The following is a 22,828-nucleotide window of genomic DNA, read 5'->3' as shown; positions in this document are numbered from 1 at the left end:
GCGATGGAAACGCGCGCCAGCTACATCCTGGTCGGCAGCTTCGTGCTGTCGCTGCTCGCCGGCCTGCTGGTCTTCACCGTCTGGATCGCCAAGGTCCAGCTGGAGGAGTCCCGGCAGCCCTACCGCATCTACTTCACCGGCTCGGTCACCGGCCTCCAGCAGGGCAGCCCGGTGCGCTACCGCGGCGTCCCGGTCGGCACCGTCAGCGACATCCGGCTCGACCCCGACAACGTGACGCGGGTGCGCGTGACCATCCTGGTGCAGAACGGCACGCCGATCATGTCCGACTCCATCGCCTCGCTGGAGGTGCAGGGCATCACCGGCGGCGCCTATGTGCAGATCTCCGGCGGCACGGTGGAGGCGGACCGGCTGACGGCCACCGACCGCGACGGCATCCCGGTGATCCCGTCGCGCACCTCCTCGCTGACCGCCGTGGTCGACACCGCCCCGCAGCTGCTCAACCGGGCGCTGGAGGTCATCACCCGGCTGGGCGAGCTGATGAACGGCGACAACCAGAAGGCCATCGGCGAGATTCTCGGCAACGTCCGCGACATCAGCGCCGACCTCGCCCGCGCCACCGCCGGGCTGGAGGGGACGATGGCCCAGGCGCAGACGACCCTGAAGGGCTTCGAGAGCGTCGGCCCGCAGCTCGACCGCACGCTGGCGCAGGCGCAGGGCACGCTGACCACCATCAACGGCAGCGCCAGGCAATTGACCGGCGACAGCCGCGAACTGATCCAGTCGCTGCGCAAGACGTCGGGCGAGCTGGCCGCCCTGCTCGCCGAGAACCGCCAGCCCGTGCACGACTTCGCGACCACGGGGCTGTATGACTTGAGCCTGCTGATCTCCCAGCTTCGCGACCTGTCGGGTCAGCTGTCGCGGGTGGTCACGCGAATCGAAAACGACCCGTCGAACTTCCTGTTCGGCGGAACCCGGCAGGGCGTGGAGGTGCGTGGCAAATGAAGTGTCGGTTTCGCGCGGCGTCGGGCGCCGTCCTCCTCGCCACCCTGGTCGGCCTCGGCGCGCCGGGGCTGACGGGCTGCTCCACCCTGAACCCGACGGCGCCCAAGCTCTACACCCTGACCGCCCGCGCGCCGGCGGACGCCGCCTTGCCCAAGGCCGACTGGCAACTGCTGGTCGAGGCGCCGGCCGCCGCCGCCGGCATCGACACGCCGCGCATCGCGCTGGCCCGGACGCCGACCACGCTCGACTATTTCGCCGACGTGTCCTGGGCCGACCGGGCGCCGCTGATGGTGCAGGGGCTGATCGTCCAGTCCTTCGAGGACAGCGGGCGCATCGTCTCGGTCGGGCGCGACACGGTGGGGCTGCGCTCCGACTTCGTGCTGAAATCGGAGCTGCGCGACTTCCAGGCGGAATACTCCACCCCCGGCGCGGCATCCCCCGACCGCGTGCATGTCCGCCTGTCGGCCAAGCTGGTGGCCATGCCGCGCCGGACCATCGAGGCCGGCGAGACCTTCGAGGCGACGGTGCCGGTGCGCGGCCGCGACTTCACCGACGTCATCGCCGCCTTCGACGAGGCGCTGGGGCAGGTCAGCGGCGCGCTGGTCGGCTGGGCGCTGCGCAGCGGCCTGCGCGCGGGCTCGTGACCCGCGCGCGGCGAAGCCCGTGATGATTCGTCCGGGATCCTTCGAAGCCGCAGGAAAAATCTTGCCAGCGGGCGATATCCGCGTACGTAATAGGGTTGTTTGGCGCACCGGCGGATAGGGCGATGACGGAGCTTGCGGAACTCCCCCGCGAGGCGTTGGAGGCGATGGCCGAGGCCGGACGCGAGGTCCGGCTGTGCCAGCGCGTCCTGGCCAAGACCGGAGACACCGTGGTCGGCGAGCTGCTGCGCGGCCACGGCACGCTGTACGAATGGCGCCACTACCCGCCGGGCGACGTCTACGACGCGGAATACCACGCGCAGTACTATTACCACTGCCACCCGGAGGGTGAGCGTCCGACCGGCGAGCATGGGCATTTCCACACCTTCCTGCGGCCGCACGGCATGCCCTCGGGGGTGAGGCCCGCCCCCCTGCCCGATGTCGAGCCGCCGGACAGCGACAACGACGCGCTGTCGCACCTGATCGGCATCGCCATGGACGTCGCCGGCCAGCCGGTGCGGCTGTTCACCACCAACCGCTGGGTGACCGGAGAGACCTGGTACAAGTCCGCCGACGTGGTCGCCATGCTTGACGGCTTCGTGGTCGACCACGCCCGTCCGTCCTGGCCGGCAAACCGCTGGATCAGCGCCCTGGTGCAGCTTTTCCGCCCGCAGATCGTCGATCTGCTGCACCAGCGCGACAGGGCGATCGCCCGCTGGGCGGAGGACCACCCCGACAGCTACGTCTACGAGGACCGGGGGCTGGAGGTTGCCTCCCAGTGCTTCATCCTGGTCGAGGAACAGATCGCCGAGGTGGAACGGCTGCTGCGCGGCAGCCGGCGGCGTCGGCCGATCCTCCCCGAACCGCCGAGCTTCGTCGAAGCCTCCTGACGCTCCGGCAAAGCAGGCGGCGTTATGTTGAGCAAAGCCCCTCTCCCCTCGCGGGAGAGGGGTTGGGGTGAGGGGGCGCAAATCTTTCGCCTCCGGCGAATCCCCCTCATCCCAACCCGCGCACCCATCGGACGCCTCTGGCGTCCTCCGGGATTCGCCCCGCAGGGGGAGAAGGGCTATCTGCTCCTGAAGGTTGTCGTTTCCTCGCAAATGCGAGATGTGTGAACGCCGTAGCCGCCCAGCGGGGGAGGGTCGGAGTGGGGGAACGTGCGACCACTCCCCCCAGCCCCGTTCAGGCGTCGAAGCGGATCGGGCCGCCGCTGTCGGTCGCTTCCCGCACCGCCAGGGTGGCGCGGAGCGTCTCGGTGGCGTCGGCCCCGCCGACCAGCGGTTCCTCCTCGCCACGGATGACGCGGGCGAAATGGTCGAGCTGCCGGACATAGGGGTTGGCCGGCCGCAGCGGCAGCGCCGTGCGGGTGAAGGGGTCGAGCCAGCCGCGCCCGCCCTCGTAGCGCCACAGCTCCAGCGTCGGCACCGCCAGCGAGCCGTCGGTGCCCGAGAAGAAATGCGTCGGCACGCTCTGGCGGGCGAATTGCGGGCTCTCGCCGGTGGTCATGTCCCAGCTCCAGGGCGTCGCGGCGGCGTCGGACAGGCTGATGGTGGCGAGCGCCCCGCTGCGCATCCGCAGCACCACGGCGGCGGTGTCCTCCACCGGAAAGCCACGGGTCTTGCTGGAGCGCATGGCCTGGAGGCTTTCGATGCCGCCGCACAGGAAACGCAGCGTGTCGATCTCGTGGATCAGGTTGATCAGGATCGGCCCGCCGCCCTCCTGCTTCCGCCACGCGACGTCGAAATAGCCGTCCGGCTTCAGGAAGGTGTAGAGGATCGTCGCCGACACCAGCGCGCCGAGGTCGCCGCGCCCGATCACCTCGCGCGCCGTTTGCAGGATCGGGTTGTGGCGGCGGTGGTGGCCGACCAGCAGCGGCACGCCGGCCCGCTCCGCCGCCGCCGTCAGCCTTTGCGCGTCCTCCACCGTGTCGGCGATCGGCTTCTCGATCAGCACCGGGATGCCGCGCTCGACGCAGGCGAGGCCGATCGGCACATGGGTGGCGTTGGGCGTGGCGACGATCACCCCGTCCGGCCGCCCGGCCTCCAGCAGCGCCCGGTAGTCGGCGTGGTGGGGAACCCCGTGGCGGGCGGCGAGGGCGCCGGCCTCCGCGCTCGGGTCGGCGATGGCGGCCAGCCGGGCGTCCGGCAGTTGGGCCAGGGCGTCGATGTGCGTCTTGCCGATGACTCCGGCGCCGATGACGGCGATGCGCAATGGGGACATGGCGGGGGATTCCGGGTTTCCAAAAGGGGATTTCGAAGGGTGGATGTCGAAGAGGACGCCGGGCGCCGCCGGCTGGGCGCCGCCGGCATTGACAGCATACATAATATCAGTCTACATACTGATAGCATTCTGTCAATATCATCGGCGGAACGCACAATCTGCCAAGCGAAGGAGACGGGATGGCGCCGCGCCTTTCCAGCGTTGAGAAGGCCAACGTCGAGAAGGCCGGCGTCGAAAAGGGAGGACGGCGCCGGCCGCGCGGGTTGCGCTATCGTCATTCACCCGCGCGGGGGTATCACCGCTTCACGAACAATCCCGGCAGGTGCAGTCATGGCCATGGATGACCTCTACGCGAAACCCGGACATCTTCTCCGCCGGGCCCAACAGATATCGACGGCGCTGTTCACGGAGGAATGCGCCGTCCACGACCTGACCTCGGTGCAGTACGCCGCCCTCGTCGCCATCGACGAGAATCCCGGCGTCGACGCCACCCGGCTGTCGGGGCTGATCGCCTTCGACCGCTCGACGCTGGGCGGGGTCATCGAACGGCTGGAGGCGAAGGATCTGATCCACCGCCGACCCAGCCCGGAGGACAAGCGCATCAAGCTGCTCTACCTGTCGCCGGCCGGGCGCGACCTGCTGGTCGCCGTCACCCCGGCGGTCGAGCGGGTGCAGGAACGCATCCTGGAACCGCTGCGCCCGGCCGACCGCAAGACGCTCATCCAGCTCATGATCCAGCTGGTCAACCTGCACAACGACACGCTGCCGTCGTCGCTGCGGCTGGTCGTCGACCGCGAGGCGGCGGCGGAACCGGCCGGGGCGGCGGAGGGCGGGCACCCCGACACCACAACGAACGCCAAACGCGGCAAGACCGCGGCCGGTCGGAAGGTCAAGCCACGATAAGGGGCCCTGACGACCGCGCGGGAGGGAACGGAGACACAAGGAATGGCACAGGAAACCGCGTGGGACGCCGAAGTCGATCTTCTGGTGGCCGGCGCCGGGCCGGGCGGCATGGCCGCCGCCCTGGTCGGCGTCCTGGAGGGACTCGACGTGATGGTCTGCGAGAAGTCCGGGCAGATCGGCGGCACCGCCGCCACCTCGGCCGGGACGCTGTGGATCCCCGGCAACACGCAGAGCCGGCGCGCCGGCTACGACGACAGCCCCGAAAAGGCTGAAACCTACATGGACGCGCTGGTCGGCGGCGCTCCCGCCGACAGCCCGGAGCACGGCAGGGGCCGCGACCTGCGCAGCGTCTATCTGGCGACCGGCCCGACCGCCATCGACTATTACGACACGAAGACCGACGTCACCTTCCTGGCCTGCGGCCGCCACCCGGACTACAAGCCCAACATGGCGGGCGCCGCCATCACCGGCCGGGCCATCGTGCCGGCTCCCTTCGACGGCCGGCTGCTCGGCGAGGATTTCCGGCTGGTCCGCCCGCCGATCGGCGAGTTCATGATCTTCGGCGGCATGATGGTCGGCAAGGACGACATCCCCCGCCTGATCGGCCGCTTCCAGTCGGTGGCGAACTTCACCCACGCGGCCAAGCTGCTCCTGCGCTACCTGTCCGACCGGGTGAAGCACCCGCGCGGCACGCGGATCGTCATGGGCAACGCGCTGGTCGCCCGCCTGTTCTACAGCCTGCGCAAACACAAGGTGCCGGTCCGCCTCGACACCTCCATCCGCGCGATCCTGCGCGAGGACGGACGGGCGGACGGCCGCGTCGTCGGCGCCGTGCTGGACAGCGGCGGCCGGACTCTGCGGGTGCGCGCCCGCAAGGGGGTGGTGCTGGCGACCGGCGGCTTCGCCCACAACAAGGAGTTCCGCAGCGCCTTCATGCCGCAGCCGACGCCCGTCCATTCGCTGGCCTGCGACAGCGACACCGGCGACGGGCTGACGCTGGCGCGCGGCATCGGCGCCCGGATCGACGGCGAGGGGCACCGGGGCGGCGCCTTCTGGACGCCGGTGTCGGTGACGCGCAAGGCGGCGGGGTGGAAGGGGCTGTTCCCGCACCTGTCGCTCGACCGCGCCAAGCCCGGCCTGATCGCGGTGAACGCCGCCGGGCGGCGCTTCGTGAACGAGGGCGCCTCCTACCACGACTTCGTCGAGGCGATGTTCGAATCGCACCGCACGGTGCCGACCATGCCGGCCTGGCTGGTCTGCGACGCCGCCTTCGTCGCCAAGTACGGGCTGGGCGTCGTCCACCCCGGCACGACCAACCTGAAGCCCCACGAGGCGAGCGGCTATCTGACCACCGCCCCGACGCTGGAGGAGCTGGCCCGCAAGATCGGCGTCGACGCCGCCGGGCTGGCGGACAGCGTGCGGCGGCACAACGGCTTCGCGCTGACCGGCAGCGACCTGGATTTCGGCAAGGGCGACACCGAGCTGAACCGCTTCAACGGCGACCCGGCCCACGGCCCCAACCCCTGCCTGAAGCCGATCGAGACCGCCCCCTTCGTCGCCGTCGCCGTCTGGCCGGCGGAGATCGCGTGCAGCGCCGGTTTGGCGACCGACGTCGACGGGCAGGTCCTCGACGAGAACGGGCGGGTGATCGGCGGGCTCTACGCCTGCGGCAACGACATGGCGTCGGTCATGGCCGGCACCTATCCGGGGCCGGGAACCACGCTGGGGCCGGCGCTGGTCTTCGCCTACCGCGTGGCGATGCACGCGGCGGGCCGGAGCGACGCGGCCGGCGGGCTGGGCGCCGGCCGGGACGCCGTGGCGGAGCGGGCGGCGGCGCGCTGAGCGGCGGGGCCCTCCCCACCGTCACGCCGCCCTCCGGCCCCCTCCCCGCGCGGCAGGGGGCCGGAGGGCGCGCCCGGAGAACGGGCTTGCCGAAGCCGCCGTCTGTTCCCAATCTGTCATGATGGGCTCCGTTCGTGTACGGGCGCCCGACCGATGGGAAGGACAGGTGTGCGGTGATCATCGAAAGCGACCTCAAGCTCGACTTCAAGGATGTGCTGATCCGGCCGAAACGCAGCACGCTGCAAAGCCGCAACGACGTGAACGTCAACCGGACCTTCACCTTCCTGCACAACCAGCGCGACTGGACCGGCTTCCCGCTGATCGCCGCCAACATGGACGTCGTCGGCACCATGGCGGTGGCCCGCGCGCTGTCGCGCTTCGGCGCCATGACGGCGCTGCACAAGCATTACCGGGCCGAGGATCTGATCGCCTTCTTCCAGGAACCCGACACCGGCAACGTCTTCTATTCGCTGGGCACCACCGAGGCCGACCACGACAAGTTCCAGGCGGTGAAGGCCAAGGCCCCGGTCGGCAGGATCTGCCTGGACGTCGCCAACGGCTACACCGAGCGCTTCGTCGAGGTGATCGGCCGCATGCGCGACGAGAATCCGGACATCGTCATCATGGCCGGCAACGTCGTCACCGGCGACATGACCGAGGCGCTGCTGCTGGCCGGGGCCGACATCGTCAAGGTCGGCATCGGGCCGGGCTCGGTCTGCACCACCCGCAAGATGACCGGCGTCGGCTATCCCCAGCTTTCCGCCATCATCGAATGCGCCGACGCCGCCCACGGGCTGAAGGGGCAGGTCTGCGGCGACGGCGGCTGCACGGTGCCGGGCGACATCTCCAAGGCCTATGGGGCGGGGGCCGACTTCGTCATGCTCGGCGGCATGCTGGCCGGCCATGACGAGTGCGAGGGCGAGGTCCGCTTCGAGGAGCGCGACGGCCAGCGCGTGCCGGTCGCCATGACCTTCTACGGCATGTCGTCGGACACCGCGATGCACAAGTACGCCGGCGGCGTCGCCTCCTACCGCGCGTCGGAGGGCAAGACGGTCGAGGTCCCCTATCGCGGGCCCATCGAGGGCACGATGCAGGAGATCATGGGCGGCGTGCGCAGCATGATGACCTACATCGGCGCCACCAAGCTGAAGGAGGTGCCCAAGCGCACCACCTTCGTGCGCGTCAGCGCCCAGTTGAACAACATCTTCGGCGGCTGACGGCCCCGGCGATCCGGGACGCTCCGGGACGGGGTTCGCGGCCGGCGGACCCCGTTTCATTTTTTCCGCCGGAACCCGGCGATGCGGCCCAGATCGAGCTTGACCCGCGCCCCGTCGAACGGCTATGTCTCGGCGCCCCGATGGAAGGGTGGCCGAGTGGTTAAAGGCAGCAGACTGTAAATCTGCCCGCGTAAGCGTACACTGGTTCAAATCCAGTCCCTTCCACCATCAGCGCAAGCGCCGGGCCGCCGGATCCCACTCTGTCCGGCCGCCCACGCCCCGGCGCATCGCGCCCACCCTTCACGCCGCACAAAATCCTCGCCATCGCGTCGGCGGCCGTTCCGCGCCCGCGATGCCGCCCCTCCGCGCGGCCGAACGAATCCCTTGACGGGCCCCCGCCCACCACCTACCATATCTAGCGTTATGGTTCCCCACATCATCAAGATGCAGGGCTAAGAGGGAAGCCGGAGAATCGCGCCACGGCGCGTTTCCAGCCGGCGCTGCCCCCGCAACTGTGAGCGGAGAGCGGTTTCGTCGTTTCAGCGTCACTGGTGCCGGCCCCGCTTTTGCCGGGCCGCGCCGGGAAGGCCGGACGGAGCCGCCGTGACCCGCGAGCCAGGAGACCTGCCATGACCGAATGAACGTCCACGGGCGGGGTGTCCGGTGGTGCGCTTGCCCCGTGTGCGCGGCGTTTCCGTCCGCGCCCGCCGCAAGCCGTGCTCCCGCGCCATCCGCCGCACACGACCAAGGGATCACGGATGCCGGCGCTCGCTCAAGACCTCGCCCAGGATTTTGCCGCCCAGGGTTTTTCCCAGGACGTCTCCGCCCAGGACGTCTCCAGCGGCTTCGACCGTCACGGGAACCTGCTGCCGCGAACCCGGCGCACGCCCGAGCGGTCCGGCGGCCGCGCCCCGGCGGAGCGCTGGACGCCGCCCTCCCCCTCCGTCATCCGCATCGACCGCGCCCGCGACGCCCTGCTGACCGGCTTCGGCAAGGCGACGCTGGACGACCGCTACCTGCTGCCGGGCGAGGGCTACCAGGATCTGTTCGCCCGCGTCGCCGCCGCCTACGCCGACGATGCCGCGCACGCCCAGCGCCTCTACGACGCCATCTCGCGCCTGTGGTTCATGCCGGCCACCCCGGTGCTGAGCAACGGCGGCACCACGCGCGGCCTGCCGATCTCCTGCTTCCTCAACGCCGTGCCCGATTCGCTCGACGGAATCGTCGACGTCTGGAACGAGAATGTCCGGCTGGCGTCGAACGGCGGCGGCATCGGCACCTATTGGGGCGGCGTGCGCTCCATCGGCGAGCCGGTGAAGGGCAACGGCAGCACGTCGGGCATCATCCCCTTCATCCGGGTGATGGACAGCCTGACGCTGGCGATCAGCCAGGGCTCGCTGCGGCGCGGCTCGGCCGCCGTCTATCTCGACATCCACCATCCGGAGATCGAGGAGTTCCTGGAGATCCGCAAGGCGTCCGGCGACTTCAACCGCAAGAGCCTGAACCTGCACCACGCGGTGGTCATCACCGACGCCTTCATGCAGGCGGTGCGCGACGACACGCCCTTCCCGCTGGTCAGCCCGAAGACCGGCGCCGTGCTGCGGCACGCCAACGCCCGCCAGGTCTGGCAGAAGATCCTGGAGGCCCGCATGCAGACCGGCGAGCCCTATCTGCTGTTCGGCGACACGGTGAACCGGGCGCTTCCCAGGCACCAGCGCGACCTCGGCCTGCGCGTCACCACCTCCAACCTGTGCAGCGAGATCACGCTGGCGACCGGCAGGGACCATCTCGGCAACGAGCGCACGGCGGTCTGCTGCCTCGCCTCGATGAATCTGGAGACCTGGGACGAGTGGAACCGCGAGGAAGGCCTGGTCGAGGACGTGCTGCGCTTCCTCGACAACGTGCTGACCCGCTTCATCGAGGAAGCGCCGGAGGGCATGGAGAAGGCCGTCTATTCGGCGATGCGCGAGCGCTCGGTGGGGCTGGGGGTGATGGGCTTCCACTCCTTCCTCCAGGCGCGCGGCGTGCCGTTCGAGAGCGCGATGGCGAAGGCGTGGAACCTGCGCTTCTTCCGCAAGCTGCGCCGCGACGCCGACGCCGCCTCGGTCGCGCTGGCCCACGAGCGCGGCCCCTGCCCGGACGCCGCCGAGCGCAACATGATGGTGCGCTTCAGCCACAAGCTGGCCATCGCGCCGACCGCCTCGATCAGCATCATCTGCGGCGGCGCCAGCGCCTGCATCGAACCGATCCCGGCCAACATCTACACCCACAAGACGCTGTCCGGCTCGATGTCGGTGCGCAACCCGCATCTGGAGACGCTGCTGGCCGCCAAGGGCGCCGACCGGCCCGAGGTGTGGCAGTCGATCATCGAGCATGAGGGCTCGGTCCAGCATCTCGACCTGCTGAGCGAGGACGAGAAGGCGGTCTTCCGCACCGCCTTCGAGATCGACCAGCGCTGGATCGTCGAGTTCGCCGCCGACCGCACGCCCTTCGTCTGCCAGAGCCAGTCGATCAACCTCTATCTGCCGGGCGACATCGACAAGTGGGACCTGCACATGCTGCACTGGACCGCCTGGGAGAAGGGCCTGAAGAGCCTCTACTACTGCCGCTCCAAGTCGGTGCAGCGCGCCGCCTTCGCCGGCAAGGACGGGGCCGCCGGCAAGGACGGGGCCGCCGGCAAGGCGGAGGTCATGCAGGCGCCGCGCACCGACTACGAGGAATGCCTCGCCTGCCAGTGAGCCGCCTCCCGTCGGGCCGCCCGCCCGCCCTCCCCGCCATCACGGATCCTCGTCCCATGACCTCGCTTCTCCACCTCGACCCCATGAGCCTGATCGGCACCGGCCGCGTCGGCCTGCTGCAAGGCTCGGCCGCCTACAACGTCGACCGCTACCCCTGGGCCTACGCCTACTGGAAGAAGCAGCAGCAGGTCCATTGGATGGGCGAGGAGGTGCCGCTCGGCGAGGACATCAAGGACTGGACCTCCGACCGCGTCACCGACGGCGAGCGCAACCTGCTGACCCAGATCTTCCGCTTCTTCACCCAGAGCGACGTCGAGGTCAGCGACAACTACCTCAAGCGCTACATGCCGATCTTCCAGCCGCTGGAGGTGCAGATGATGATGGCCGCCTTCACCAACATGGAGACGGTCCACATCGACGCCTACGCCCTGCTGCTGACCACCATCGGCATGCCGCAGACCGAGTTCGCCGCCTTCCGCGATTATTCGGAGATGCGCGACAAGGCCGACTACATGCACAGCTTCGGGGTCGGCACGGTGGCCGACGTGTCGCGCACGCTGGCGATGTTCGGCGCCTTCACCGAGGGGATGGCCCTGTTCGCCAGCTTCGCCATGCTGCTGAACTTCCCGCGCCACAACAAGATGAAGGGGATGGGGCAGATCGTCACTTGGTCGGTGCGCGACGAGAGCCTGCATTGCGAGGGCATCATCCGGCTGTTCCACGAATGGAACCGCGAGACCGGGGCGATGACGCCCGCCGTGCGCGACGACATCCTCGACGTCTGCCGCACCATGGTGGGGCTGGAGGAGCGCTTCATCGAGCTGGCCTTCGCGCTGGGGCCGGTGGCCGGCATGACGCCGGAGGACATCCGCGCCTACGTCCACTACATCGCCGACTGGCGGCTGACGCAGCTCCGCCTGCCGACGCTGTACGGGTATTTCAAGGCGACCGACGGCGGCTACGAGCCGGTGCGGCCGCACCCGCTGCCCTGGCTGGTGGAGATCCTGAACGGGGTCGAGCACGCCAACTTCTTCGAACAGCGCGCCACCGAATATTCCAAGGGCGCCACCCGCGGCCAGTGGGACGGGGCGGACGGCGTCTGGGCCGCCTTCGACCGGGCGCGCTCCGCCGGCGCCTGACGGACCCGCCATCCGGAAACAGCCGGCTTGAAAGCCCGGCCCTTGCCTTGGCAGAGTGGGGGCGATGCCTCCAATCCGAAGGAACGATGGCCGTGAGCAGCGTGGGACGCACCCTGGGACTCGCCGTCGGGCTGGCTTCGCGCCCCGTCCTGCTTCTCGCCCTGGCCCTGCTCTGCTGGACCGCCGGGCCATCCTGGGCGGGGCCGGAACCGGCGAAGCCGGAGCGGCGGGTCGCGCTGGTGCTGGGGAACAGCGGGTACCAGCACGCGCCGCGCCTGCCCAACCCGGTCAACGACGCCCGCGCCATCGCCGATTCCCTGCGGAGCGCCGGATTCGAGCTGATCGGGGGCGGTGCGCGGCTCGACCTCGACAGGGCCGGCACGGAGCGCGCCATCCGCGACTTCGGCGGCAAGCTGGCCGGGGCGGATGTCGGGCTGTTCTACTACGCCGGCCACGGTCTCCAGATGCGGGGCACCAACTATCTGCTGCCGGTGTCCGCCAACCTGACGAAGGAGGCGGATGTCCGCTACGAACTCATCGACATCGAGATGGTGCTGGACGAGATGGCGCTGGCGGAAAGCCGCCTGAACATCGTCATCCTCGACGCCTGCCGCAACAACCCCTTCGGCGGGCGCGGGCTGCGGTCGGTGTCGCCGGGGCTGGCGCAGATGCAGGCGCCGGCCGGCACGATCATCGCCTACGCCACCCAGCCCGGCGCCGTGGCGGCCGACGGCCAGGGCTCCAACAGCCCCTACACCGAGGCGCTGGCGACGGCCCTGCTGAAGCCCGGCGAGACGGTGTTCGACGTCTTCAACGACGTCGGCCTCGCCGTGAAGCGCACCACCGGCGGGGTGCAGCAGCCCTGGGTGTCCGCCTCGCCGATCGAGGGGCGCTTCTATTTCCTGGGGCCGACCACGGTGGTCACCCCGGCGCCCGCGCCGGCCGGAGCCGACAAGGAGGCGCTGTTCTGGGACAGCATCAAGGCCAGCAGCAACCGGAAGATGTTCGAGGCCTATCTGAAGCAGTTCCCCCAGGGCACCTTCGCGGCCATCGCCGAGGCGCGGATCGCCGAATTGAGCGGACAGGACGCCGCCCCGGCACCCGGCGCGATGCCCGCCCCGATGGCCGCCACACCGCCCGCCGAAACACCCGCTCCGGCGGCGGCGCAAACGGCGGCGCAGACGGCGGCGGCGCGGACCCCGGCGCCCGCCCCGCCGCCGGCGCGTCCGGTCGATCCGTCCGCGATCCCGCGCGTGAACGCCAAGGCGCGCGCCGCCCTGGCGAACTACCCCAACCTGCCCTCGCCGAAGGCGCTGGCGATTTCCGAGCGCGGGGGCTACGCCTACTTCACCAACCGCACCGGCAGCCGCACGGAGGAGGACGTCAAGCGCACCGCCCTGCAATTCTGCCAGCATCAGGCCAAGGCCCCCTGCACCCTCTACGCGGTCGGCGACAGCGTGGTGCCGGCCCCCGGCAAGGAGTTCGTGCCGATGCCGGTCGAGATCGCCGGCAGCGGCGCCTTCGATCCGGCCCGCGTGCCCTTCGTCACCGACCGCACGCGCGAGGTCGGCATGGTCAACTACCAGCGCAACCCCGGCAACAAGGCGCTTGCCGTGACCCTGACCGGCCGCTGGGGGGCGGCGTGGAACCGCGGCAGCGCCAAGGACGCCCGCGCCGCCGCCCTGGAGAAGTGCGCGCAGCTGAGCGGCGACGAGGAGTGCATGCTCTACGCCGTGAACGATCGGATCGTCTTCGACGAGACCCAGACCGCCCTCGACGCGGAACGCCTCGACGGGGAGCGGTGAGGGCGGCGCCCTCCCGCCGCTTCGGCGGGCGCGGACGCGGGCCCGCCGCGCCCATCTGAATCTTATCCCTTGTGCTTGTTCCGTTCCCCTGCTTGGCTAGGCCCCGCCGTGTTTCGACCTCAGCGAGAGCCCCCCATGGACGGAGCGGACGTCATCCGCGCCCATTTGCCGCTTCTGCCGGACACGCCCGGCGTCTACCGGATGCTGAGCGCCGACGGGTCGGTGCTGTATGTCGGCAAGGCGAAGAACCTGAAGCGCCGGGTGGCGAGCTACACGCGGACCGAGGGGCTGCCCAACCGCACCCGCCGCATGGTGGCGCAGACCCGCGCCATGGAGTTCGTCACCACCCCGACCGAGGCCGAGGCGCTGCTGCTGGAGGCGAACCTCATCCGCAGCCTGCTGCCGCCCTTCAACATCCGCATCAAGGACGACCGCTCCTTCTCCTACATCGTCATCGGGCGCGGCCATGATTTTCCCCGGCTGATGCACCAGCGCGGCGGCTCGGCCCGCAACGCGCGCGACGCCGACCGCTTCGGCCCCTACGCCTCGCCGCATCTGGTCGGCATGACCATCGCCACGCTCCAGCGCGCCTTCCTGCTGCGGACCTGCGACGACGGGGTGTTCGCCTCGCGCACGCGGCCCTGCCTGCAACATCAGATCAAGCGCTGCTCGGCGCCCTGCGTCGGCCGCGCCAGCGAGGAGGAATACGCCGCCCAGGTGCAGGGTGTGCGCGACGTGCTGGCCGGCCGCAGCGCCCAGGTGCAGGCGGTCTTCGCGGCCCACATGACCGACTGTTCCGACCGGCTGGAATACGAGGACGCCGCCCGCTGGCGCGACCGCATCCGCGCGCTGACCGCCCTGCAAAGCCGCCAGGACATCAACCTGGAGGGTGTCATCGACGAGGCCGACGTGCTGGCCCTGCACGCCGAGGCGGGGGTGGCCTGCGTCCAGGCCTTCTTCTTCCGCGGCGGGCGCAACCAGGGCACCCGCGCCTTCTTCCCCCGCCACGACCGGGAGGAGGACGCGGCCGACATCCTCGCCGCCTTCGCCGCCCAACTCTACCAGGACACCCCGCCCCCGTCGCTGGTCCTGCTGAGCCACGACATCCCCGACCCGGAGCTGCTGGCCGAGGCGCTGGGCGTGCGCGCCGGCCGCCGCGTCGCCGTGGAGACGCCGAAGCGCGGGCCGAAGCGGCGCACGGTCGAACACGCGCTGACCAACGCCCGCGACGCCCACGGCCGCCGTCTGGCCGAACGCTCGACCCAGGCGACCCTGCTGGCCGGGGTCGCCAAGCTCTTCGGCCTGCCCGAGGCGCCCAACCGCGTCGAGATCTACGACACCTCGCACATCCAGGGCGCCTTCCCGGTCGGCGCCATGGTGGTCGCCGGGCCCGACGGTTTCCAGCGCAACGCCTACCGCCGCTTCCACATCCGCGACCCGGAGGCGGCGGGGAACGACTATGCCATGATGCAGGAGACCTTCTTCCGCCGCTTCGCGCGGGCGCGCAAGGACGATCCCGACCGCAAGGCCGGGCTGTGGCCGGACCTGATCCTCGTCGATGGCGGGCTCGGCCAGTTGAACGCGGTGCACGAGGTGTTGCAGACGCTGGGCATCGCCGAGCTGCCGCTGGCCGCCATCGCCAAGGGGCCGGACCGCAACGCCGGGCGCGAGCGCTTCTTCCTGCCCGGCCGCGAGCCCTTCGGCCTGCCGCCCAACGACCCGATCCTGCATTTCCTTCAACGGCTGCGCGACGAGGCCCACCGCACCGCCATCGACAGCCACCGCGCCCGGCGGACCAAGGCGATCACCCACAGCCGCATCGACGGCATCCCCGGCATCGGCCCGGCCCGCAAGAAGGCGCTGCTGCACCATTTCGGCAGCTCCGCCGCCGTGGCCTCGGCCGGACTGTCCGACCTGGAGGCCGCGCCGGGAATCAGCCACGCCGTGGCCCGCAGGCTGTACGAGCATTTCCACGGCTGAACGGCCGCCCGGCCGCTGGCGCTGCGCCTGACGGCCGGGCTGCCGATGACCCGGAGCGGACGCTGTCACCGTGCGACACGCATCCCGGCGCGGCGAACGGATTTTCTGGAAAATCAGCAGCTGCGGATAGCGCTCGCAGGCCACATGGCATCGGCTTGAGATCCGCATCTCACATGGGTGGAGTATTTCTGCATCCTGCTAACGGGCGACCAAAGCCGCAGAAAAATGCCGATAGTGCTGTATTAGAGATATCTTTGAAGTGGCGGCGCTTGAGCGTCCCCCCGGCCGGCTGCTATGAATGAAGAAGCGCGGACGGGGGCATATCCCCTGCACCCGTGCCGCGTTCCTTCCACCACGGAGTAACGCGAATGGTAGCGCTACTGACGATCCTTCTGATCAGGATCGTCGAACTGGCGATCCTCTTGCTGCGTCTGGCTGACATCCAGACCTTCTGAGGATCGGGGAACCGCCGGAGCGTTGGCGCGCTCCAGCGGTTCCATTTCTGGAACATACGCACGTGCCGTCATGACGTCAAACCAAGTGTCGCGTAACTCGCGCGTCACCGCGGCGGATGTCCATTTTCAAGGCGTATACGGGCTGTCTGCGACGTCGTCCGTGGCGCTCATGGCGGCGCCACACGGTGGCCGCTGTGCGAGTTTCTGTTCCACAAACGCCCCCGCCGCCGCCTCCCACAGAGCCAGCACCCGCTCGCCGGTCCAGCGCAACTGGCGCCGCGTAACCCGTGGCCTCCGACGAGACTTTTTCCGCACACTGTTAAGTGCAGTGTTAATGTTACCGCAATCGCGGCCCCGTAGAGGCGCAGCATCGCTTATAGAATCAGGGGTAATTTCCAAAAATTATCATAAAATTTAGAATCACCTCCCGCTTCGTACCAACAAAACTTTCATTTCCATACGTCGGGTGTAATTATATATCTTACCCCTATGCAAGCTAATATAATTCGCAGCTTCCTTACCGGCAATGAGATCTTCATATGGTGTCCCTGACCAATATTCTAGGTCTACATAACCAAGCTCATTAGCTATTTTCACATTTATTGCTGGATCCTCACAGTCATATCCAACCAAGCTCATGAACTCTCCATTTGTCGGTAGTCTCCAATCGCCATGGCTAACCTGATTAGCGTGGGTCCATGTCATCCTTTGAGCGTCACCGCCACAATTCCTACCAGTCCAGAACTGGCCTATCGGGCAACGCTTCCATGTCAAATCCGTTCCTTTGTCATAGAAGGTATCACCGTGAAACTCGTAGCGTTCATCCGGCGGTCTTTTACAAGTTGCCCAAGACACGCCAGACTGAGCCAAGAGCAGCAATGCACTCAAAGCTATGCTGATTCTCACGCTCATTCTCCACTTTTTAATTTTCGATGAATGTCACATAAGCCATCCGATAGTAGCAAAATATTGCGGTACGGGAATCACCATTTTCCGACAGGTGATGGGGACAGCTCGTTTTCGACCCGAAGCCCCTTTGGATCGTAGCCGAGAAACCCTATCGGATTGACCGGCTGTACGGAAACCCCGTTGCGGGAGTTTTCCGTGCAGCCCTCCCGGACGAAACGGACTTTCTGTTCCGCTGCTACTCGCCCCCCGATCAGCGCGCACCAGTCCACCTTGCGGGCCTCGCGGGCGGCCGCTTCCTTCTCGACCTTGATCTGCCCCGCCGACCTCCACGCCCAAGCCCGGGCGATCAGGTCGGCGCCGGCCTCGGTCAGCCGCCAGCCCTCATCTGGCGGCCTTCATCGTTCCTGGTTGAACAGCCTGCTCCACCGCAAGCGGCGCAAAGCAGGCTCTGGGCGTTATGACAAACGAAGCGGCCAAATCGTCCGCTTCTGGCGCAGAGCAGACGTTCAGAGGAATCGACAGGGATGCTGACGGGCCCGAACCGCGCCAGACAGATCACTTGCCTTTTCAGCTTTGCGGCCTGCCCCTGCCGAAATTCCCGAAGAAGCTGGAGGGCAAACTCGATGGACCTCCGCGCGCGCCCCGTCAGCCAATGCACGGCGCCAGCCCGTCGTGACTTCTCCATGCCTTTTCACGGCACCATGGACGCGACACGCTCCGCAACAGGACAACGACGACGCCAGCGCCGCGCCGCCGCGAAACCGGACACAACGCTCGGGAGACGGACGGTGGGGCGGCAACGCGGATGCGCGGCGTGCCGGTCTGCCCCGCGTCGGCGGCGCAAAACCACGACACACCGCTTAACCCTTGCTTAACCCTGCGGGATCAATGTCCGGCGAAGTTTTTTCCCCTCACAGTCTTTCTGGAAACGAGCGCCTCATCATGGGCAACAAGACGATCAAGCTTTCCGACAAGGGCTCCTACCGCGACGTCGACCTGGAGCAGCTGCCGCGCAACGTCCGCGCCGCCGTGACCGACCTGTCGGCCAAGAACCCGGTCGCCGACATCCTGGTCGATCAGGCCGGCATGCTGTACCGCATCCACCTGACCGCCCCGGCCAACATCTATCTGGACGTGCTCGCGGTCGCCTGAGCGCGCCTCGCCGCCGGTTGCGCGGCCGCCCGCGTCAGTGCGGCCGCCCTTCCAGCCGCCGCAGGGCACGGTCGAGCACCGGCAGCGGAATCATCAGGACCACGCCATCCAGGATCGCCCGCGCGTCCTCAAGGTCGAGGCCGGTCGCGGCAGCCACCCCCCGTTCATCCAGGCCGCGATCCTCGGCCAGCAAGGTGATCCACCCGGCCAGCGTCTGGGCCTGCGCCATCTGCGCGGCGGTGGCAAGAACAGGCCAGCGGCCCGAGGTCGGCGTCGCATTCTCGAACGGAAGCATGGGTTCCTCCCCAAGAGTGACGGTCGGCAGATTGCTCCATTTCTTTTGCACCGCACAAATCAAGCGTGGTCCGCCATCTGTGCCATGTGCTTGGTCCGATATGATAACCCGGCCTAAGACTTGCCGACACCCCCGCCAAGGTCATAGTGACTTCTTGGCAGGATTGAACGGACCGCCGCGCATCCCACCGTTCCTCATTCCCCTCGATCCGGATCATTCCGCGCTCCACGGCGTTGGCCTTTCCATGGCAACGTCCACGCACCGGAGCGCCGCATGCAGCCTGCCGAGATCGAACTGTCCGCCTGGGTTCTGCTGACCGTCGCGGGGGAGGATTACCTGATCGGCCACAGCGAGCAGACCGGCGCGGTGCTGCTGTCCGCCCCGCTGGTCGACCTCGATTCCGACGTCACGCCGCAATGGGCGGTGGCCGACGGCGGCACGCGCTACCGGCTGGCGCCCTCGAAGGGGCTGCGCAGCGAGAGCGACCGCCGGGAGGCCGCCGCCCTGCTCGCCGATTCCCTGGCCGCCTGGGGCATTCCCGACAGCGAGCGCGGCCCGGTCCTGCAACAGGTGTTCGGCTCCGCCGGGCCCTGAGGCGCCGTCACTTTCCGAAGGGCTGCCCTGCCGTTGCCGCGCGACCGCGCCGACGCAACATTCCCATCGGTCGGGACCAGCCGGGCGGAACACCCCATGAGCAGCAAGGACACCAGAAACCCCTGCACCGGGCTATGCCGGTTCGACGCGGAGGGCGCCTGCCGGGGCTGCCGCCGCACCAAGGCGGAGGTGAAGGGCTGGAAACGCCTGTCCGACCCGGACAAGACGGCGATCAACCGGCGCATCCGGGCGCAGACCGCCGCGAAGGGCCCGGATGCGAAGGAGCGGGACGCGAAGGGCCGCGACAAGCGCCTGCGCAAGCTCGACCGGAAGATCGGCAAGCTGGCGGCCAGGCTCGACGCCCTGCGGGCCGAGCGCGCAGCCCTGACCGGCGCGGCGCCCGGCACGTCCGGCCCGCGTCCGGCGCCATAATCGGCTAAGCTCGGTCCACCCGCGGGGAATCGGCCTCCGGCGGGCACGGGTTTCGGAACGGCGAAAAAGAGAATGTTCACTCTCAGGAAGAACGAGCGGTTCGGGCAGGAGATCAAGAAGAGCCGCTTCCTGGCCTCGGCGGGGCCGGTCGGGACGGAGGAGGAGGCCCGCCGCTTCATCGCCGGGAACGGCAGCCAGGAGGCCGGCCACAATTGCTGGGCGTTCCGGATCGGCGACCTCCACCGCTTCAACGACGACGGCGAGCCCGGCGGCACGGCCGGCCGCCCGATCCTCCAGGCCATCGAGGGGCAGGAGTTCGACCGGGTGGCGGTGGTGGTCAGCCGCTGGTTCGGCGGCGTCCTCCTGGGAGCCGGCGGGCTGGTCCGCGCCTATGGCGGCACGGCGGCGGCCTGCCTGCGCGCCGCCGAACGGGAGCCGATCATCGCGTTCGCCACCCTGTCCGTCACCTGCGCCTTCGCGGACGAGGCCAGGATCCGGGCGGGGCTCGGCGCCTTTCCGGCCACCCTCGTCGAAACCAGGGGGTTTTCGCCGGACGGCGTGCGGCTTCGCGTCCGGACGCCCGAAGCCCGGCTGGACGATGTCATCCGGATGCTCACCGACATCTCGCGCGGCCAGGCGGACATCCGCCCCGGCGAGGGCTGACGGACACGGCCCTTCCGCGCGGCGACACCCCCGGTCAGTAGACGTCGCGGCAGTAGAGCCCCTCCTCCGCCAGCCGGTCGAGGGCGTCGGCCCCGATCATCTCGCGCAGCACCTCCTCCACGGCCGGGGCCATGCCGGCGCGGCTGCCGCAGACATAGACCGCCGCCCCCGCCGCCAGCCAGTCGCGCAGTTGCTCCCCCGCCTGGCGCAGCCGGTCCTGGACATAGGCCCGCTCGGCCCCGTCGCGGGAAAAGGCGAGGTCGAGCCGCGGCAGGAAGCCGTCCCGCTGCAACGCCTCGATCTCGCTGCGGTAGTAGTAGTCGTGCCGGGCGGTGCGCTCGCCGAAGACCAGCCAGTTGCGCCGGTGCCCCCTCTGGCGCCGCGCCCGCAGATGGGCGCGCAGGCCCGCCAGCCCGGTGCCGTTGCCGATCAGGATCACCGGACGGTCGTCGGCCTGGGGATGGAAGGGCCGGTTGCTGCGCAGGCGCACGTCCACCATGCCGCCGACCTCCAGATGCTCGGTCAGCCAGCCCGACCCCAGCCCCAGCCCGCCGCCCGGCAGGCGCACCTGACGGATCAGCAGATGCAGGCGGCCATCCTCGGGAACCGAGGCGATCGAGTAGTCGCGACGGGGCAGCACGGCGAGGCGGTCGGCCAGCGCCTGCGCCGGCCCGCCGGGCGCCAAGACCTCCACCGGCGGCAACTGGCAGCGGGCGAGGCGGTCGGCCAGCCGTTCCGGCCCGTCGTCGCCGGCGACCATGGCCTCCCCCTCCAGCCCGCCGGCCGCCAGGACGGCCGCCACGCGGTCGGGAGCGTTGCGCACCCGGATCTCGGCGATGTCGCCGGCGACCCAGTGCAGCCGCTCCCCGGCCGGCGGCTGCATTTCCAGATGATAGGTGGGAAGGCCGGAGCTGTTCCGGTTGAGCAGACGCCGTTCGGCGAGCCGCCAGCGGCCGTGTGACGGGGGCGCGGGAACCGCCGGAACCGCCGGAACGGCCGCGCCCCCGGTCATCGCCCCGAGACCGTCCCACCATCGGGCGAGGTCGGCCTCGGCCATCTCGTCGACGGTGACGGCGGGGAACAGCGCCCGCGCCCCCTGCGCCAGCAGCCACGACTCCAACGCAAGCCCGAAGGCGCAATGCCGGGCGTACTGCCGGCTGCCCAGCGCCAGCACGCCGACCCGCAGGCCGTCCAGCGCGGCGGATCCGCCCATCACCTTGCGGGCGAAGCCACGGGCGCCGTCGGGCGGCTCGCCGTCGCCGTAGGTGCTGGCCACGAACAGGGCGCGGGCGCCGGGACGGGCGGCGTGCGCCTCCAGCGCCGGGATGTCCAGGGCGGACACCGGCTTGACCGTCGCCGTCACGCCGGCGGCCCGCAACGCCGCCGCCGTCCGCCACGCCACCTGCTCCGCCCGGCCGGTCTGGCTGGCGTAGCCGATGAGCACGCAATCCCCCGCCTCCACGGAACCGGCCGCCTCCACGGAACCAGCGGCGCGCCTGGCCGCGCGCTTCCGGCGGCGGCGCTCCAGATACAGCATCCAGCCGGTCACCGCGAACAGCGGCATGGCGAAGCTGGCCAGCATCATCAGGACGAGGCCGACCGTGCCGAAATACTCGCCCGAATGCAGGACGAAGACGCTGCGCATCAGCTTCTGCCCGGCGGGCAGCTCGTCGTACCGGCTGTGGGCGGCCGGCGCCAGAGTCCGACCGTCCAGGGTCAGCGTGTTGCCGGCGCGCGGGTGGGCCGGATCGGCGGGAAGATAGGAGATCTGGACGGGCTGGCCGCCCGCCGCCAGCCGGACGGTCGCCGTGCTGTAGCCGTCCGGCACCGCGCGGACGAAGGCGGCCCAGATCGCCGGAACGTCCGGCGGAACCGGCTGCCGGGCGGCCCGTTCGCCGCCCCGTTCACCACCTTGACCGCCGCCCTGGCCGCCCCCCTGCGGAGGCCGCTGGACGGCGGGCGTTCCGGTCAGCGCCATCAGGCCGTCGCGGTACCAGCCGTAGGACCAGTGCAGGCCGGTCAGGCTGGCCAGCAGATAGAACAGCAGCGCCCAGGTGCCCAGCACCGCGTGCAGGCTCCACAGGAAGCCGCGCCCCTTCTGCCTGCGGTCGAGCGCCAGCCATGCGCGCAGGCTGCCCGGCCGGCGCGGCCAGCGCAGGTACAGCCCCGACAGGCTGAGCACGATCAGCGCGATGGTGGACGCCCCCACCAGATGCTTGCCGACATCGCCGGCCAGCAGCCAGCGGTGAAGCTGCATGATGGTCCGGAAGGCGTCCTGCCCGGACGGAGGCGGAAGCAGCGCGCCGCTGTAGGGATCGACCTGCCGGTTCTCCCCGCGCGGCTGGCGCCCGCCCTGCCCGGCGGCTCCCGGCGGCGGCGCGAAGGTGACGACCGCCGGTTCCGTGGGATCGGCGCTGACGCGCAGCGCGGTGATGCCGCGATCGGGGTTGTTGCGCGCCACCCGCTCATACAGGTCGGGAAGCGCCAGCGTGCCCTCCGGACGCGCGGCGACGCTCAGCACCCCCGGATTGAGCAGGCGGAGAAGATCGTCCTCGAAGGACAGCAGCGCCCCGGTGACGCCGACGACGCACAGGATCGTTCCGGCGGTGATGCCCAGCAGCCAATGAAGCTGAAACCAGAACCATTTCAACATGGGGACGTCCGTCGAAGGAAAGCTGGAACCACAAGTCCGGCGGCGGACGCATGGATGGCCGGCCCCCGGATGACGACACGCGAAGACGGAAGGGGTTTGGCCGATCCAGGGACCGTGGCAGTCACGGGACTCCTTTTAGCAACCGACCCGTGGTGCCGTTCAACGGCAATGATTTGGAATGATTCCAAATTATGGGCTCATGGCCCGTTCCGGATGCGGCCGAGGCG

At 69.6% G+C, this 22,828-nt stretch carries 18 protein-coding genes, 1 tRNA gene and 1 riboswitch; of the genes, 15 read left to right on the top strand and 4 right to left on the bottom strand.

The window, feature by feature from the left end:
- Nucleotides 1–3 precede the first annotated feature (3 nt).
- From JN22_RS03085 to JN22_RS03075, 3 genes are all read left to right on the top strand, one after another.
- Nucleotides 4–963, top strand: a complete 960-nt coding sequence (locus tag JN22_RS03085; RefSeq protein WP_085552528.1) for an MlaD family protein — start codon at nucleotides 4–6, stop codon at nucleotides 961–963.
- Complete coding sequence (locus JN22_RS03080; protein WP_085552527.1) at nucleotides 960–1,607, top strand: ABC-type transport auxiliary lipoprotein family protein; 648 nt, start codon at nucleotides 960–962, stop codon at nucleotides 1,605–1,607. The genes JN22_RS03085 and JN22_RS03080 overlap by 4 nt, the downstream gene beginning before the upstream one ends.
- A gap of 122 nt (nucleotides 1,608–1,729) precedes the next feature.
- A complete protein-coding gene (locus JN22_RS03075; protein WP_085552526.1) occupies nucleotides 1,730–2,494 on the top strand; it encodes a DUF6969 family protein in 765 nt (254 codons plus the stop codon).
- 292 nt (nucleotides 2,495–2,786) lie between these two features.
- Here JN22_RS03075 and JN22_RS03070 read toward each other — a convergent pair whose 3' ends face one another.
- Nucleotides 2,787–3,824, bottom strand: coding sequence for a Gfo/Idh/MocA family protein (locus JN22_RS03070; protein ID WP_085552525.1), 1,038 nt, complete (start codon nucleotides 3,822–3,824; stop codon nucleotides 2,787–2,789).
- Nucleotides 3,825–4,154: 330 nt separating this feature from the next.
- Between JN22_RS03070 and JN22_RS03065 the strand changes: the two genes are divergently transcribed.
- The 8 genes from JN22_RS03065 (at nucleotide 4,155) to uvrC (ending at nucleotide 15,448) form a co-directional block, all read left to right on the top strand.
- Nucleotides 4,155–4,727 carry a MarR family winged helix-turn-helix transcriptional regulator gene (locus JN22_RS03065; RefSeq protein ID WP_223677546.1) on the top strand — a complete coding sequence of 191 codons (573 nt, stop codon included), beginning with the start codon at nucleotides 4,155–4,157 and terminating at the stop codon, nucleotides 4,725–4,727.
- Nucleotides 4,728–4,769: 42 nt separating this feature from the next.
- The gene (locus JN22_RS03060) at nucleotides 4,770–6,569 is read left to right on the top strand and encodes an FAD-binding protein (protein WP_085552524.1); all 1,800 of its coding nucleotides are present in this window, start codon (nucleotides 4,770–4,772) and stop codon (nucleotides 6,567–6,569) included.
- A gap of 173 nt (nucleotides 6,570–6,742) precedes the next feature.
- Nucleotides 6,743–7,786, top strand: a complete 1,044-nt coding sequence (locus JN22_RS03055; protein WP_085552523.1) for a GMP reductase — start codon at nucleotides 6,743–6,745, stop codon at nucleotides 7,784–7,786.
- Nucleotides 7,787–7,928: 142 nt separating this feature from the next.
- Nucleotides 7,929–8,014: transfer RNA gene (locus JN22_RS03050), tRNA-Tyr, on the top strand.
- Between the two features lie 179 nt (nucleotides 8,015–8,193).
- Nucleotides 8,194–8,432: riboswitch (cobalamin riboswitch) on the top strand.
- A 112-nt stretch (nucleotides 8,433–8,544) separates the two neighbouring features.
- Complete coding sequence (locus JN22_RS03045; protein WP_085552522.1) at nucleotides 8,545–10,524, top strand: ribonucleoside-diphosphate reductase subunit alpha; 1,980 nt, start codon at nucleotides 8,545–8,547, stop codon at nucleotides 10,522–10,524.
- Nucleotides 10,525–10,580: 56 nt separating this feature from the next.
- Nucleotides 10,581–11,663, top strand: coding sequence for a ribonucleotide-diphosphate reductase subunit beta (locus JN22_RS03040; protein WP_085552521.1), 1,083 nt, complete (start codon nucleotides 10,581–10,583; stop codon nucleotides 11,661–11,663).
- Between the two features lie 86 nt (nucleotides 11,664–11,749).
- Nucleotides 11,750–13,468, top strand: coding sequence for a caspase family protein (locus JN22_RS03035; protein WP_085552520.1), 1,719 nt, complete (start codon nucleotides 11,750–11,752; stop codon nucleotides 13,466–13,468).
- A 135-nt stretch (nucleotides 13,469–13,603) separates the two neighbouring features.
- Entirely contained in the window at nucleotides 13,604–15,448 is a 1,845-nt protein-coding gene (gene uvrC / locus JN22_RS03030; protein WP_085552519.1) for an excinuclease ABC subunit UvrC, read from the top strand.
- Nucleotides 15,449–16,323: 875 nt separating this feature from the next.
- Here uvrC and JN22_RS35330 read toward each other — a convergent pair.
- Nucleotides 16,324–16,815 (bottom strand): Lcl C-terminal domain-containing protein, encoded by a 492-nt coding sequence (locus JN22_RS35330; RefSeq protein ID WP_085552518.1) that lies wholly within the window; start codon nucleotides 16,813–16,815, stop codon nucleotides 16,324–16,326.
- Between the two features lie 939 nt (nucleotides 16,816–17,754).
- On the opposite strand from JN22_RS35330, the gene JN22_RS03020 reads away from it, so the two are divergent.
- The gene (locus JN22_RS03020; protein ID WP_085552517.1) at nucleotides 17,755–17,964 is read left to right on the top strand and encodes a hypothetical protein; all 210 of its coding nucleotides are present in this window, start codon (nucleotides 17,755–17,757) and stop codon (nucleotides 17,962–17,964) included.
- A 34-nt stretch (nucleotides 17,965–17,998) separates the two neighbouring features.
- Here JN22_RS03020 and JN22_RS03015 read toward each other — a convergent pair whose 3' ends face one another.
- Entirely contained in the window at nucleotides 17,999–18,259 is a 261-nt protein-coding gene (locus JN22_RS03015; protein ID WP_223677544.1) for a hypothetical protein, read from the bottom strand.
- A 273-nt stretch (nucleotides 18,260–18,532) separates the two neighbouring features.
- Here JN22_RS03015 and JN22_RS03010 point away from each other — a divergent pair, with 273 nt between their 5' ends.
- The 3 genes from JN22_RS03010 to JN22_RS03000 all read left to right on the top strand — a co-directional run bounded on the left by JN22_RS03010 (nucleotide 18,533) and on the right by JN22_RS03000 (nucleotide 19,948).
- Complete coding sequence (locus tag JN22_RS03010; RefSeq protein WP_085552516.1) at nucleotides 18,533–18,853, top strand: hypothetical protein; 321 nt, start codon at nucleotides 18,533–18,535, stop codon at nucleotides 18,851–18,853.
- A gap of 96 nt (nucleotides 18,854–18,949) precedes the next feature.
- Entirely contained in the window at nucleotides 18,950–19,285 is a 336-nt protein-coding gene (locus JN22_RS03005) for a DUF1289 domain-containing protein (RefSeq protein ID WP_085552515.1), read from the top strand.
- A gap of 72 nt (nucleotides 19,286–19,357) precedes the next feature.
- A complete protein-coding gene (locus JN22_RS03000) occupies nucleotides 19,358–19,948 on the top strand; it encodes an IMPACT family protein (protein ID WP_085552514.1) in 591 nt (196 codons plus the stop codon).
- A 34-nt stretch (nucleotides 19,949–19,982) separates the two neighbouring features.
- Here JN22_RS03000 and JN22_RS02995 read toward each other — a convergent pair whose 3' ends face one another.
- Nucleotides 19,983–22,601 carry a sulfite reductase flavoprotein subunit alpha gene (locus tag JN22_RS02995; protein ID WP_085552513.1) on the bottom strand — a complete coding sequence of 873 codons (2,619 nt, stop codon included), beginning with the start codon at nucleotides 22,599–22,601 and terminating at the stop codon, nucleotides 19,983–19,985.
- Between the last annotated feature and the right edge of the window lie 227 nt (nucleotides 22,602–22,828).

This window comes from Azospirillum agricola, assembly GCF_020005195.1.
Classification (GTDB): Bacteria; Pseudomonadota; Alphaproteobacteria; order Azospirillales; family Azospirillaceae; genus Azospirillum; species Azospirillum agricola.
Note: the sequence above shows the minus strand (reverse complement) of the source record. Positions and strands in the feature narration are given on the sequence as shown.

Excerpts from the sequence above, each read along its gene's own strand:
- JN22_RS03085 (WP_085552528.1), top strand. The coding sequence starts at position 4 with ATGGAAACGCGCGCCAGCTACATCCTGGTCGGCAGCTTCGTGCTGTCG.
- JN22_RS03080 (WP_085552527.1), top strand. The coding sequence starts at position 960 with ATGAAGTGTCGGTTTCGCGCGGCGTCGGGCGCCGTCCTCCTCGCCACC.
- JN22_RS03075 (WP_085552526.1), top strand. The coding sequence starts at position 1,730 with ATGACGGAGCTTGCGGAACTCCCCCGCGAGGCGTTGGAGGCGATGGCC.
- JN22_RS03070 (WP_085552525.1), bottom strand. The coding sequence starts at position 3,824 with ATGTCCCCATTGCGCATCGCCGTCATCGGCGCCGGAGTCATCGGCAAG.
- JN22_RS03065 (WP_223677546.1), top strand. The coding sequence starts at position 4,155 with ATGGCCATGGATGACCTCTACGCGAAACCCGGACATCTTCTCCGCCGG.
- JN22_RS03060 (WP_085552524.1), top strand. The coding sequence starts at position 4,770 with ATGGCACAGGAAACCGCGTGGGACGCCGAAGTCGATCTTCTGGTGGCC.
- JN22_RS03045 (WP_085552522.1), top strand. The coding sequence starts at position 8,545 with ATGCCGGCGCTCGCTCAAGACCTCGCCCAGGATTTTGCCGCCCAGGGT.
- JN22_RS03040 (WP_085552521.1), top strand. The coding sequence starts at position 10,581 with ATGACCTCGCTTCTCCACCTCGACCCCATGAGCCTGATCGGCACCGGC.
- JN22_RS03035 (WP_085552520.1), top strand. The coding sequence starts at position 11,750 with ATGGCCGTGAGCAGCGTGGGACGCACCCTGGGACTCGCCGTCGGGCTG.
- uvrC (WP_085552519.1), top strand. The coding sequence starts at position 13,604 with ATGGACGGAGCGGACGTCATCCGCGCCCATTTGCCGCTTCTGCCGGAC.
- JN22_RS35330 (WP_085552518.1), bottom strand. The coding sequence starts at position 16,815 with ATGAGCGTGAGAATCAGCATAGCTTTGAGTGCATTGCTGCTCTTGGCT.
- JN22_RS03020 (WP_085552517.1), top strand. The coding sequence starts at position 17,755 with ATGGGCAACAAGACGATCAAGCTTTCCGACAAGGGCTCCTACCGCGAC.
- JN22_RS03015 (WP_223677544.1), bottom strand. The coding sequence starts at position 18,259 with ATGCTTCCGTTCGAGAATGCGACGCCGACCTCGGGCCGCTGGCCTGTT.
- JN22_RS03010 (WP_085552516.1), top strand. The coding sequence starts at position 18,533 with ATGCAGCCTGCCGAGATCGAACTGTCCGCCTGGGTTCTGCTGACCGTC.
- JN22_RS03005 (WP_085552515.1), top strand. The coding sequence starts at position 18,950 with ATGAGCAGCAAGGACACCAGAAACCCCTGCACCGGGCTATGCCGGTTC.
- JN22_RS03000 (WP_085552514.1), top strand. The coding sequence starts at position 19,358 with ATGTTCACTCTCAGGAAGAACGAGCGGTTCGGGCAGGAGATCAAGAAG.
- JN22_RS02995 (WP_085552513.1), bottom strand. The coding sequence starts at position 22,601 with ATGTTGAAATGGTTCTGGTTTCAGCTTCATTGGCTGCTGGGCATCACC.